General features: G+C 65.4%; 9 protein-coding genes. 5 read left to right on the top strand and 4 right to left on the bottom strand.

Annotated features, from left to right (window positions below; genetic code table 11):
- Positions 1-32 precede the first annotated feature (32 nt).
- Both JOD78_RS15130 and JOD78_RS15125 read right to left on the bottom strand, forming a co-directional pair.
- Complete coding sequence (locus JOD78_RS15130) at positions 33-281, bottom strand: helix-turn-helix transcriptional regulator (protein ID WP_199725004.1); 249 nt, start codon at positions 279-281, stop codon at positions 33-35.
- A 114-nt stretch (positions 282-395) separates the two neighbouring features.
- Complete coding sequence (locus JOD78_RS15125; protein WP_199725003.1) at positions 396-2,717, bottom strand: FdhF/YdeP family oxidoreductase; 2,322 nt, start codon at positions 2,715-2,717, stop codon at positions 396-398.
- Positions 2,718-3,038: 321 nt separating this feature from the next.
- Between JOD78_RS15125 and JOD78_RS15120 the strand changes: the two genes are divergently transcribed.
- From JOD78_RS15120 to JOD78_RS15105, 4 genes are read left to right on the top strand one after another with little or no spacing between them, the layout of a single operon-like run.
- Complete coding sequence (locus tag JOD78_RS15120; protein ID WP_209568567.1) at positions 3,039-4,097, top strand: acyl-CoA dehydrogenase; 1,059 nt, start codon at positions 3,039-3,041, stop codon at positions 4,095-4,097.
- A complete protein-coding gene (locus JOD78_RS15115) occupies positions 4,085-4,870 on the top strand; it encodes a PIG-L family deacetylase (RefSeq protein ID WP_209568569.1) in 786 nt (261 codons plus the stop codon). The genes JOD78_RS15120 and JOD78_RS15115 overlap by 13 nt, the downstream gene beginning before the upstream one ends.
- The gene (locus JOD78_RS15110; RefSeq protein ID WP_121038354.1) at positions 4,867-5,460 is read left to right on the top strand and encodes an SAM-dependent methyltransferase; all 594 of its coding nucleotides are present in this window, start codon (positions 4,867-4,869) and stop codon (positions 5,458-5,460) included. Before JOD78_RS15115 ends, JOD78_RS15110 begins: the two co-directional genes overlap by 4 nt.
- A 36-nt stretch (positions 5,461-5,496) precedes the next feature.
- Positions 5,497-6,174 (top strand): glycosyltransferase family A protein, encoded by a 678-nt coding sequence (locus JOD78_RS15105; RefSeq protein WP_209568571.1) that lies wholly within the window; start codon positions 5,497-5,499, stop codon positions 6,172-6,174.
- Here the strand turns inward: JOD78_RS15105 and JOD78_RS15100 are convergent.
- On the bottom strand, positions 6,171-7,610 hold the full coding sequence (locus tag JOD78_RS15100) for a YihY/virulence factor BrkB family protein (protein ID WP_245202150.1): 1,440 nt from the start codon (positions 7,608-7,610) through the stop codon (positions 6,171-6,173). The genes JOD78_RS15105 and JOD78_RS15100 overlap by 4 nt on opposite strands.
- Positions 7,611-7,925: 315 nt before the next feature.
- On the opposite strand from JOD78_RS15100, the gene JOD78_RS15095 reads away from it, so the two are divergent.
- On the top strand, positions 7,926-9,359 hold the full coding sequence (locus tag JOD78_RS15095) for an NAD-dependent succinate-semialdehyde dehydrogenase (RefSeq protein ID WP_209568573.1): 1,434 nt from the start codon (positions 7,926-7,928) through the stop codon (positions 9,357-9,359).
- Between the two features lie 101 nt (positions 9,360-9,460).
- Here JOD78_RS15095 and JOD78_RS15090 read toward each other — a convergent pair whose 3' ends face one another.
- Complete coding sequence (locus tag JOD78_RS15090) at positions 9,461-12,436, bottom strand: DNA translocase FtsK (protein WP_209568575.1); 2,976 nt, start codon at positions 12,434-12,436, stop codon at positions 9,461-9,463.
- Positions 12,437-12,451 lie beyond the last annotated feature (15 nt).

The following is a 12,451-nucleotide window of genomic DNA, read 5'->3' as shown; positions in this document are numbered from 1 at the left end:
TGGCGGGGCCTTTTTTCTTGTGGTGGGTTGCGTCAGAAATCGAGCTGTTCGACACTCAGGCCAAGCGCCGCGGCAATTCTTTCGAGGGACATTGGACGCAAGCGTTTGCTGCTTTCCTGCTGCGCATAGGCAGACTGCGAGATACCGATGCGGGCAGCGACTTCTTGCTGGGTCAGATTCAGATGTTCGCGCCAGCTGCGGATGGCGGTCCATTGATGATGGATCATCAAAGCGACGACCTCATTGGGTACGTAAGTGAGATCGCGTGATGGCTGATGCATGACAGTCTCCTGAAGAATGCAGGAGCTTGCCAATCTCATGACAACAGCGCAAGTCGACTCATTCTGTTTCTATCAATTTCCGCGATAGTTCGACGAACGCGCACGCACAACAAATCACGACAACACCGGCTCCCCAATCTCCGGAATCAAGCGAATCGGAATCGACTTCGCCGCCGGTACCTTGCTGCCGCGTGCATGGTGGAACAGCGGGATGAGCCGGTTGAGTTCAGGGAAATAACCCATCACGCAGCCCACCGGAATATCGAAAGGCTCCACGCGCAAATGCTCGACGCGGCGCTGCACGCCGTCATCCGACACCGTCTCGGCCGTGACGAAATCCCCTGCGCCCAATCCCTGCTGCTGCAAATCGCGCAGATTCATCAGCAGCACGCGACGCGTGCCCCACACGCCACGGAAGCGGTCATCCAGCGAATAGACGGTCGTATTGAATTGACTGTCACCGCGCGTGGTCATGAGCCGCAACACGCCGGGGGCATCGCCAGGCATGTCGGGATCAGGATCAAAGCCGTCTGGAGTCTTGAAGTTGGCCTTGCCGTTGGGAGTCTTCCATTGCCGTTCGCGCGCCGCCAGCGGGCGCGCGAAACCGCCTGGCGTCCACATGCGTGCATTGAAGTCGCGGAAGATGTCAGGATAGGTGGCCTCGATGGCATCGCGAATCAGGGCGTAGTCGCCGACCCACGCATCCCAGTCCACCTGTGGATTGACCGGCAGCAGTCGCTTGGCCAGTTCGGCCAGGATGGCCGGTTCCGACAGCAGATGCGGCGAGGCCGGTTTGACCCGCCCGCGCGAGCCATGCATGCAACCGGTGCTGTCTTCCACGGACACGGCCTGCTCGCCGCCGCGTTGCTGGTCGATCTCGATGCGGCCGAGGCAGGGCAGCATGTAGGACGTCTTGCCATGGATGACGCAGGAACGGTTGAAGTGCGTCACCACCTGCACCGTCAGCGGCAGCTTGCGCCAGGCGGGTTCCATCACCCCATGATCGGGAATGGCCCGCACGAAATTCCCGCCCAGCATGAAGAAGGCGGACAGTTCGCCATCACGAATCTTTTCGCAGGCTTCCACCGTGTTGAGGCCCTTTTCCATCGGTGGCTCGAAATGATAGAGCGCGCGCAGCTTGTCATTGGGCACCATCTCCGGTTTTTCGGTGATGCCGACGGTGCGCTGGCCCTGCACGTTGGAATGGCCGCGGATGGGGCAGATGCCCGCGCCCGGCTTGCCGATATTGCCGCGCATGAGCAGCAGATTGGTCAGCATGTGGATGGCACGCACCGCCTCACGATGCTGGGTAATGCCCATGCCATACATGAGCATGGCACTGTCCGCAGCGGCATAGGTATCGGCTGCCAGCTCCAGCTCTGCGCGCGAGACGCCGGCGTGGCGTTCGATCTCGGCCCACTCGGCGGCACGTGCAGCGGCGGCGAACTCGTCGAAGCCGCTGGTGTGCTCATCGATGAAGGCCTGGTCCAGCAGGCGTGGCAAGCCTTGCGTGCGGGCGCGTTCGTCACGTTCCAGGATGCGCTTGGCCATGCCGATGGCGGCCGCCGTGTCGCCGCCGATCCTGATCTGCAGATATTGCGAACTGATGTCGGTGTGCGCCGGGGTGATCATCTCCTTGGGTGATTGCGGGTTGACGAAGCGTTCCAGTCCGCGCTCGCGCAAGGGGTTGAAGGTGATCACCGGTACGCCGCGCTTGCGCGCCTCTTCCAGCTGATGCAGCATGCGCGGCGCATTGGTGCCGGTGTTGTGGCCGAAGAAGAGGATGCACCCTGTCTGCTCGAAATCGTCCAGCCTGACCGTGCCCACGGGCACGCCGATGGTCTGCGGCAGTGCCACGGAGGTGGACTCGTGGCACATGTTGGAACTGTCGGGCAAGTTGTTGGTGCCGTACATGCGTGCGATCAGCTGATACATGTACGAGGTCTCGAGCGAGGCCCGGCCCGACGCGTAGAACACCACCTTCTTCGGATCCATGGCACGCAGTTGCGCCGCGATGTCATCGAAGGCTTCGTTCCACGAGACCGGCAGGTAGCGGTCGCTGGCGGCATCGTATTTCATGGGCTCGGTGATGCGGCCGGTGGATTCCAGTTCGAGATCGTTCCAGCTCTCCATCTCGGTGACAGTATGCTGGGCGAAGAATTCGGGGGTGGCGCGCTTGCCGGTAATCTCCCAGGCGGTGGCCTTGGCACCGTTCTCGCAGAATTCAAACAGATGCGGATCAGCCGGCTTGGCCCAGGAACAGCTGACGCAAGCAAAGCCGTCCGGCTTGTTCTGCTTCATGAGGATGCGCGTGCCGGTGGCGATGACGTGCTCCTGCTGCAGGATGGCACCCAGCGCCTTGACCGAGCCCCAGCCGCCGGCGGCATTGTTGTATTCGTCGAACGTCGCTTCTTCGGGGATATCCTTGGTTTTCATGTCGCTTCTCCGAGCGTGATGCATTCGTGGGGGGCGCACTGCATGGTCACGTGGTCGCCCTTTGGCGCGGCGCATGGAAGACTTCTGCGTCCGGATCGCCATGATGAAAGTGAGCGCGCAATTTGGCTGTAGGCGCGTGACGGTTTTACAGCGCATTGGATTCCTACAGATGGCGTCAGCGCTTGCGCGCACGGGCTCGGCGGGGTGCGAGCGCTTACCGAATTCCTACGTCAAACACGGTAGCGCACCGACAGCTTGCAGATGCGAAGGCACTCATACTCTTCACCATTGCACAGCCCGTGCGCCTCTGTGCCCCTCATCATGATGAGCAGCTCCACCCGCCGCTACGCCCCACCCTTTCCCTCGCTGCCTGCAGCGCTGGAGGAATTCATTGCGCCTGCCTTGCACCAAAGCCCGCACGCCCAGCTACCCACCGTCGCCGCGCGGCTGCTGCGCCAGCTGGTGGCAGCGGGATTGGACCGTCTGCCCCTGCCGGGCCACGGCGAGACGCTTGCGCGCTGGCAGGCGCTGGCGGCCGTGGCCGCGCAGGATCTGTCGCTGGCCAAGCTGTTCGAAGCCCATACCGATGCCCTCGCCATCCTGGCCGAAGCCCACGCCCCGGTACCACCGCATTCGATCTGGGGCGTGTGGTGCGCGCAAGGCCGGCCCGGCAGCCTGCACCTGCGTGAGCAAGCTGATCAGGTCATCCTTGACGGCGAAAAATCCTGGTGCTCGGGCGCAGCCGCCGTCACGCATGCGCTGCTCGGCCATCGCGACGAGCAAGACCGCTATTGGCTGCTGGCCATTGAACTGAGCCAGCCGGGCGTCAGCATCATCGAGGACGACTGGGCTGCCATCGGCATGGCTGCCACCCGCACTGCGCGCCTGCAATTGCGTACGGTCACCGCGCAGGTGATCGGCGGTCCGGGCTTCTATCTGGACCGTCCCGGTTTTTGGCAGGGTGGCATCGGCATTGCCGCCTGCTGGCACGGCGCTGCTACCGCGCTGGTCTCCGTGCTGCGCCAGAGCCTGGCGCAGCGTGCGGACAGCCATGCGCTGGCCCGGCTGGGCAGCGCACTGTGCGCCGGGCATGCAGCAGCGGCCTGCCTGCGCGAGAGCGCCGCGCGCATCGATGCCCATCCGCGTGCCAATGCCATGCAGGACGCCCTGAGCACGCGCCTGACCGTGGAGCGTGCCTGCCTGCAGATCATCGAGGACCTCGGGGCTGCCCTCGGTCCCCATCCCTATTGCGGCAGCCGGCACAGTGCGCGCCTGCTTGCCGATCTGCCGGTGTGGCTGCGCCAGAGCCACGCCGAACGCGACATGACCGCGCTGGCCAAGGCCAGTCTTGAAGAGGAGTCCTCCCCATGCTTACTGTAAAGCCGCCCCCATCGGCCAGGACGGCCGCTCCTGCGCGCCATATCGACATCGCCCACGGCACCGCCGAGGATGTGTGGCAATCCTGCCAGCGCCTGCATGCCCTGCCGGAACTGGAACTGAGCCAGCTGGTGCCCGCGCGATCACGTGCGGTGATCCTGGCACCGCATCCCGACGACGAAACGCTCGGATGCGGCGGGCTGATCGCCCAACTGGCCGGCATGATGCGCGAGATCGCCGTGGTCGCCGTGAGCGATGGCGAACGCAGTCACCCGCCCTCGTCGCCGCTGGCAGCACGCCTGCCGCTGCTGCGTCCCGCCGAGAGCATGGCCGCGCTAGAATGCCTGGGAGCGGGTCAAGCGCAGATCCTGCGCGCGCGCATTCCCGACGGCCAGATCCGCCAGCACAGGCTGGAACTGAAGGCCTGGCTGATCGCGCAATTGCGCCATACCGACATCGTCTTCGCGCCGTGGCGGCTGGACGGCCATCCCGACCACGAGACCGTGGGCGAAGTGGCCGCCGAGCTGGAACACGAACTGGGCTGCAAGCTGGTGGAAGTGCCGATCTGGGGCTGGCACTGGGCACAGCCGCTGGGTGGAGAATTCCCTTGGGGCCGCGCCCACAAGCTGGCCTTCGATGCTGGCACCAGCATGATGAAGCGACGCGCCCTGCGCTGCTATCACAGCCAGATCGGCAGTGACGGCGAACGCGATCCGGTGCTGCCGGCCGGTGTGCTGGCGCATTTCGTGCGGCCTTACGAGGTGTTCTTCCTATGAGGGCAGCACAGCTTCCGGCCACGCGCCATTTCGATCAGCTCTATGCTGCCAGCGACGATCCGTGGAAGACGCGGGACAGCTGGTACGAACAACGCAAGCGTGCCCTGGTCGAGGCCATCCTGCCGCGCCAGCAATGCAGCGCCATCTTCGAGCCCGGCTGTGGCAGCGGCGAGCTGACGCTGCAACTGGCCGCACGTTGCCAGTGGCTGATGGCCTCCGATTTCAGCGCGGAAGCGGTACGCATCACGCGCGAGAAGACGGCGCACCTGTCGCATGTACAGGTGCGCCGGCAGTCGCTGCCCGAACAGTGGCCAGCGGCCGAACATGACATGCCGGCGGTAGACCTGATCGTGTTTTCCGAACTTTGCTACTACTTCGATGCGCCCAACATGGCCGAGATGGCGGCACTGGCCGCAGCCAGCCTGTCGCCGGGCGGACACCTGCTGGCCTGCCACTGGAAGAAGGATTTCGACGACCGCCTGCTGGCCACGCGGCCCATGCACCAGCTCATCGATGCGCACGCGCGACTGAAGCGCCAGGCCTGCTACGAGGATGAAGACATCCTCATCGACCTCTGGCGCAGGATCTGACCCGCACTGCACCCACCACTTCCCGGAGAACCTAGCATGATCGGCATCGTCATCCCCGCGCACGACGAAGAAGCCAGCCTGCACGCCTGCCTGCAGGCGGTGCGCAAGGCGGCTGCACATCCTCAGCTGCAGGGTGAGGCGGTGAGTATCGTGGTGGTACTCGACAGTTGCAGCGACGGCTCCGAGCAAATCGCACGCCGCCATCCGGTGACGGTGCTGCCGCTGCAGGTGCGCAATGTCGGCCTGGCGCGGCATCACGGTGCACGCGCACTGATCGCTGCGGGCGCACGCTGGCTAGCCTTTACCGATGCCGATACGCGGGTTGCCCCCGATTGGCTGGCGGCACAACTGGCGCTGAAGGCGGATGCGGTCTGCGGTACGGTCACGCCCGACCACTGGGGCGATCATCCGCCGGAGGTGCAGCAACGCTTCGCGCGCGACTATCACGATGAGGATGGCCATCGCCATATCCACGGTGCCAATCTGGGTGTCTGCGCCCAGGCCTATCTGCGTGCGGGCGGCTTTCCGGCGCTGGCCTGTCATGAGGATGTGGGACTGGTGCAGGCCTTGCAGGCCACCGATGCGCAGATCGCCTGGAGTGCGCGGGTGCGGGTGATCACCAGCACCCGCAAGCAGAGCAAGGCGCGCGGCGGCTTCGGCGATACGCTGCGGCTGTGGGCCGCCGAAGAGTGCGCGGCCATCCTGCCGGCTTAGCGGGGATTGTCACCCGCACGCACCACCTGTTGCGCCTGCTCGATGCTCACGTGATGGTCTTCCACCGTATTGACCAGCCGCTGGCGTTTCGCGCGCGAGCCGAAGTTGTTGGCGTAGATCCACGTGAACTCGGCACCGAGCAGGAAGATCTGCGCGGAGTAATAGATCCACAGCAGCAGCAACGCAAACGAGCCGGCCGCCCCGAAGCCGGAGGTCATGCCGGTGCTGCCCAGATACAGACCAATCAGATACTTGCCGATGATGAAGAGCACGGTGGTGGCCACGGCACCGATCCACACGTCATGCCAAGAGAGCGTCACGCGCGGCATGAACTTGTAGATCATCGAGAAGAGCGTGGAGAACACCACGAAGGACAGCACAAAGTTGAGCATCTGCAGCAGCAGTTGCCATCCTTCGAACCAGCCGCCCCACCAGCGTCCCAGCGCCGCCAGCGCCGCACTGACCACCAGCGAGATGATCAGCAGGAAACCCAGACCGATGATCAGGCCGAAGGACAACAGCCGCGTGCGCGCCAGTTGCCACAGACCACTCTTGCGCTTGGCGACGGGGATGCGCCAGATGCGGTCGAGCGCACTCTGCAATTCGGAAAACACCGCAGTGGCACCAATGACCAGCGTGACTACCGAAATGCCGGCGGCGATCATGCCCTCGCGCGGCTGGCTCACCGACTTCAGCAAACCCTGGATGGCAAACGCGCCTTCGGTACCGACGATGTCGCGGATCTGGTTGACGATCTCGCCCTGCGCGGCATCGTGGCCGAACAGCATGCCGGCCACCGCGATGGCGATCACCAGCATGGGAGCAATCGAGAAGATGGTGTAGTAGGCGATGGCCGCCCCCATGCTGGGAGCGAAGTCATCGATCCACGCATTGACGGCGGCCACCGTCATCTGCCAGGCCTGCTGGGCGCGCGTGCCGCCCTTGATCATCTTGACCTCGGCCGCCGGGTCCAGATAATCCGAGGGCGCCGGTTCCAGCTTGGCCTTGATGATGTCGATCCGCGCGGGGGCATCCGGCGGCAGCGGTGTATCGGTCTTGGCCTTGGCGGCGGCCGCCTTGGCACGGGCCGATCCCTTGCGCCAGGCGGCAATCAGCGGCATGGCCAGCGTCACCAGCCGCAAGGCCCGTTCCAGTCCTTGCGGCAGTGCATCGTGATGAGCCGTCGCGGAATGGCCGGTAGGCGCCTTGCTGTTCTCCTCCTCTGCACGGGAGACCACCATCCGGCGCGCTGTCGGCGACGCAGTCACGCGCTTCTGGCGGCGCTTTCTTCCCAGCCACAGACCTGCGCCGGCGCTCAACAGGGCAGCGGCGACCAGGCCGCCCGGGGAAGGACTGCCCGGCTCCTCCCCGGATTGAGGACGGGCAGCGGCTGGCGGTGTGCGGGCGGGACGAAACGGGTCGGAAGAGCTGCTCATGAAGTCCTCGGCTGGGCATATTGTTGTGGCAGTGTGACCGGTGCGTATGAACGATTGTTCCTGCTTCCGAGCCGCCCGTCCAGCCTTGTAGGAAGCCGCTGTCGGCGCTCCGGTGGCCGACGTGAAAATGAAGCGCGTGGTATAAAGGTGGTCTTCGCAACAAGCTTCACTGGCTTCGCATTGCGTGTGAACCAGAGCGGCGCAAGCCGGTCTGTCTGCATTCTTCCCAGGCCATCGCGCCTGCCCTGCGTGTAGCCCATTGGGCCGAACCGGGCAGCGCCGGCCCTTCCCCAACCTGACGAACGAGGATTGCCCATGTATAAGGACGTACAGCTTTTCATCAACGGCGAATGGACCGCCAGCGCCTCCGGCCGCACCATCGATGTCGTCAATCCGGCTACCGAGGAAGTGATCGGCAAGATCGCCCACGCCGACCGCAGCGACCTGGATCGCGCCCTGGAAGCCGCCAAAAAGGGCTTCGAGACCTGGCGCAACATGTCCGCCTTCGAGCGTTCCAAGATCATGCGCCGTGCCGCTGACCTGCTGCGCGAGCGCGCTGACGATATCGCGCGCCTGATGACCCTGGAACAAGGCAAGCCGCTGGGTGAATCCAAGATGGAAACCCTGGGCGCGGCCGACACCATCGACTGGTTCGCCGAGGAAGCCCGCCGCACCTACGGCCGCCTGGTGCCGGCCCGCGTGCCGGGTGCCTACCAGATGGTGATCAAGGAGCCGGTCGGTCCGGTAGCCGCCTTCACCCCGTGGAACTTCCCGATCAACCAGGTGGTGCGCAAGCTCTCGGCGGCCCTGGCTGCAGGCTGCTCCGTCATCGTCAAGGCGCCGGAAGAAACCCCGGCCTCCCCGGCCGAACTGATCCGCGCCTACGCCGATGCAGGCGTGCCGGCCGGTGTCATCAACCTGGTCTATGGCGTGCCGGCCGAGATCTCGGAATACCTGATCCCGCATCCGGTGATCAAGAAGATTTCCTTCACCGGTTCCACTCCGGTGGGCAAGCAGCTGGCAGCCCTGGCCGGCCAGCACATGAAGCGCGCCACCATGGAACTGGGCGGCCACGCACCGGCCATGGTGTTCGATGACGTGGACGTGGAACTGGCCGCCAAGACCCTGGCCACCTCCAAGTTCCGCAATGCCGGCCAGGTGTGCGTCTCGCCGACCCGCTTCCTGGTGCAGAAGGGTGTCTTCAACGCCTTCGTCGACAAGTTCGTCACCTATGCCGAACAGCTGAAGGTAGGCAATGGCCTGGAAGCTGGCGTGGGCATGGGCCCGGTCGCCAACAAGCGCCGCATCCCGGCGCTGGAAGCGCTGATCGATGATGCCGTCTCGCAAGGCGCGCAATTGCGCACCGGTGGCAAGCGCATCGGCGACAAGGGTTATTTCTTCCAGCCGACCGTGCTGACCAATGTCCCGCTGGACGCCCGCGTGATGAACGAGGAGCCCTTCGGTCCGCTGGCCATCATCAATTCCTTCGAGACCCTGGATGAAGTGATCACCGAAGCCAACCGCCTGCCCTTCGGTCTGGCCGCCTACGCCTTCGCCAAGTCGGCCAAGACCAAGCACGCCCTGGCCGCGCGCGTGGAAAGCGGCATGCTGACCATCAACCACCTGGGCCTGGCCCTGCCGGAACTGCCCTTCGGCGGCATCAAGGACAGCGGCTACGGTTCCGAAGGCGGTACCGAGGCCATCGAGGCCTACATCAACACCAAGCTGGTGACGCAGCTGGATGTCTGATGCCGGGCAGGTCGCCTGACCTGCCGCAATGATCGCCCTGCGTGATGAAAAAAATCGGCGGACCTGCAAGGGTCCGCCGATTTTCTTTTGGGCTGTGCTTCTTATTCTTCGCCACCGCCCCCCGAGGGTGGCACCAGGATATCGCGGCTGCCGTTGCGCGACATGGCCGAGAGCACGCCCGCCGTTTCCATCTGCTCCACCAGCCGCGCAGCGCGGTTGTAGCCGATGCGCAATTGCCGCTGCACCGAGGAGATGGAGGCGCGGCGGGTCTTGAGCACGAAGGCCACCGCTTCGTCGTAGAGCGGGTCGGCTTCGGCATCGCCGCCCTCGCCGCCGGCGAACATGTCGGCCTGGGCCGTGTCTTCCGAAATCGGCGGAGCCAGGATTTCCTCGATGTAGCGCGGTTCACCGAAGGACTTCAGGTATTCCACCACGCGGTGCACTTCTTCATCGGAGACAAAGGCGCCATGCACCCGCTGCGGATAGCCCGAGCCCGGCGGCAGGAACAGCATGTCGCCATGGCCCAGCAGCGATTCGGCCCCCATCTGGTCCAGCACGGTGCGCGAGTCGATCTTGGAAGAGACCTGGAAGGCCACGCGGGTCGGGATGTTGGCCTTGATGAGGCCGGTGATGACGTCCACCGACGGCCGCTGCGTGGCCAGGATCAGGTGGATGCCGGCTGCGCGTGCCTTCTGGGCCAGGCGCGCAATCAACTCTTCCACCTTCTTGCCGACCACCATCATGAGGTCGGCCAGTTCGTCGATGACGATCACGATGGTGGGCAGCTTTTCCAGCGGCTCGGGCGCGTCGGGCGTGAGGCTGAAGGGATTGGGAATCTTCTCGCCACGGGCGGCGGCATCATCGAGCTTCTGGTTGTAGCCGGCCAGATTGCGTACGCCCAGCTTGGACATCTTCTTGTAGCGGCGCTCCATCTCTTCCACCGCCCAGTTCAGGGCATGCGCGGCCTCGCGCATGTCGGTCACCACCGGGGCCAGCAGGTGCGGAATGCCTTCATAGATCGACAGCTCCAGCATCTTGGGGTCGATCATGATGAGGCGCACTTCCTCGGGCGTAGCCTTGTAGAGCAGCGAGAGGATCATCGCATTGATGGCCACCGACTTGCCCGACCCGGTGGTACCGGCCACCAGCATGTGCGGCGCGCGCGCCAGGTCGGTCACCACGGGCGTGCCGGTGATGTCCTTGCCCATGGCAATGGTCAGGTGCGAAGCGGATTTGCGATAAGCCTGCGAATGCACGATCTCGGAGAGCTTGATCATCTGCCGGCGCGCATTGGGCAGCTCCAGGCCCATGCAGGTCTTGCCGGGAATGGTCTCGACCACGCGAATGGAGGTCAGGCCCAGGGCACGTGAAAGATCCTTCACCAGGTTCACCACCTGAGCGCCACGCACGCCTTGTGCCGGCTCCACTTCGAAACGGGTAATCACCGGACCGGCCTCGGCCCCCAACACCGTGACCGGCACCTTGAATTCGCGCAGGCGCTGTTCGATCAGGCGACCGGTTTCCTGCAGTTGCTCGGGGTCGACCTCGATGCGCGATTCGGGGACTTCATCGAGCAGGTCCAATGACGGCAAGGGGATGTCCACGCGCGGCTCATCGACGTAGCCCTCGGGCGCCATGGCCACCGGCTGCACGTAGGCTGGCGCCGCTTCGGGCATGCGCACGCTGAAGGCCGCAGCGGGCTGGGCCGGCGGCGCTTCGGGCGCGGGGTCGGGCAGCATGTCGAACCAGGGGGCATTGAAGGTGCCGAGGTCGATCGGTTCCGGTTGCGGCTCGGGCAGCGGCGGTGCAGGCTCGGGGGCCGCCATCGGTGCCATGAAGGGTGGCACGGCGGGGGTAACCGCCGCGGGCGGCACGGGCACGGGCGCGGGCAGCGGTCCCAAGGATTCCGGCAAGGGCTGTCCCTGCGGACTCAGCGGCACGATGGGCTGCATCTGTGGTGGCAACGGCGCAGCGGGCGGCGTTTCCTGCTCGCCGCTGGCCTGCTGCAGGGAACGCATCAGGCGCGTGGGCACGACATCGGCACGCTCGACCGGTTTACCGGGCACACTGCCCGGCTCAGGAGCACGGCCCACGCTGCTGATGCGGATGCTGCGGGTAGGCTGGGCCGGTGCCGGATTGCCGCGTGCAATCGACGGCGGAATCGGACGGATCGGCGGCGACGGCGTGGCCGCGCGAGACAGGCTGGCATCGGCCGCCGCGCTGGCCGCCGAGATGGCACGGCTGGCAGCGGCACGGGCCAGCATGGCTTCGGTCGGACGCAGGCTTTCGAAGGCGGCCCATTCGGATTCCGGACGCGGTTTGGCCGCCGGGTCCGTCTGGCGCGGATTGATGGAAGGCCACTTGCCGCCCTGCGCGCTGCCGGCAGGCGTTGGCTGGCTGTTGCGGCTGCCGCCGGTGAGGGCCGACAGTGGCACTTTCCAGTCGTCACGCGGTGCGTTCCCGGCCGGACGCTCCGGTGCCGGGGCCGGCGTCAGGCGGGCCGGACGGGGGCGCGGGGCGAAGGGCGAGGCCGGCGGCATGCGCTTGGCCGATGCGGAACCGGGAGCAGGCGTGCGCGGCATCGGGGCACGGCGTTCGGTACTGGCGGGGAAACTGCTGCGGGCGGGTCCGGCGCTGCCGTGCAGGCTGCTCATGCGCAATCGTTCACTTTCGGCGCTGCCACGGCGCGGCGGCCCCAGGTCCAGCTCGGGGTGCTCATCACGGCCAGCCGGTGCGCCTCGGCCAAACATGGCACCCAGCAGCCATTTCAGGCCCAGCGCCAGCAAACCCAGCATCAGGACTGCGGCAATGCCACGGCTGATCTTGCCGCCCAGCGCATCCATCAGGGCCGCGCCGAACAGCGCTCCGCCCGGGCCATCATCGCCCGCAATCAGTTGTGAACGCACCAGCGACTCGACCGCGCTGCTGGCGGCCAGCAGCAGCAGGCTGCCGCACCACAGGCGAATGGCACCGCGCCCGCCGAAGACGGACTTGCGGCCGAGCGCGCGCGCTACCGTGCGAAGCAGCAGCGGCAGCAGCCAGAGGACCGACCAGCCAAACCATTTGACGAAAATCATGCTACTCCCAAACTT

The sequence above is a fragment of the Herbaspirillum sp. 1130 genome, assembly GCF_017833835.1.
In the GTDB taxonomy this organism is placed as follows: domain Bacteria; phylum Pseudomonadota; class Gammaproteobacteria; order Burkholderiales; family Burkholderiaceae_D; genus Herbaspirillum; species Herbaspirillum huttiense.
This window is presented reverse-complemented; position numbering and strand designations above follow the sequence as displayed.

Bases quoted from the DNA above. Each gene is read 5' to 3' on its own strand.
- JOD78_RS15120 (WP_209568567.1), top strand. From the start codon at position 3,039: ATGATGAGCAGCTCCACCCGCCGCTACGCCCCACCCTTTCCCTCGCTG.
- JOD78_RS15110 (WP_121038354.1), top strand. From the start codon at position 4,867: ATGAGGGCAGCACAGCTTCCGGCCACGCGCCATTTCGATCAGCTCTAT.
- JOD78_RS15130 (WP_199725004.1), bottom strand. From the start codon at position 281: ATGCATCAGCCATCACGCGATCTCACTTACGTACCCAATGAGGTCGTC.
- JOD78_RS15095 (WP_209568573.1), top strand. From the start codon at position 7,926: ATGTATAAGGACGTACAGCTTTTCATCAACGGCGAATGGACCGCCAGC.
- JOD78_RS15125 (WP_199725003.1), bottom strand. From the start codon at position 2,717: ATGAAAACCAAGGATATCCCCGAAGAAGCGACGTTCGACGAATACAAC.
- JOD78_RS15090 (WP_209568575.1), bottom strand. From the start codon at position 12,436: ATGATTTTCGTCAAATGGTTTGGCTGGTCGGTCCTCTGGCTGCTGCCG.
- JOD78_RS15100 (WP_245202150.1), bottom strand. From the start codon at position 7,610: ATGAGCAGCTCTTCCGACCCGTTTCGTCCCGCCCGCACACCGCCAGCC.
- JOD78_RS15115 (WP_209568569.1), top strand. From the start codon at position 4,085: ATGCTTACTGTAAAGCCGCCCCCATCGGCCAGGACGGCCGCTCCTGCG.
- JOD78_RS15105 (WP_209568571.1), top strand. From the start codon at position 5,497: ATGATCGGCATCGTCATCCCCGCGCACGACGAAGAAGCCAGCCTGCAC.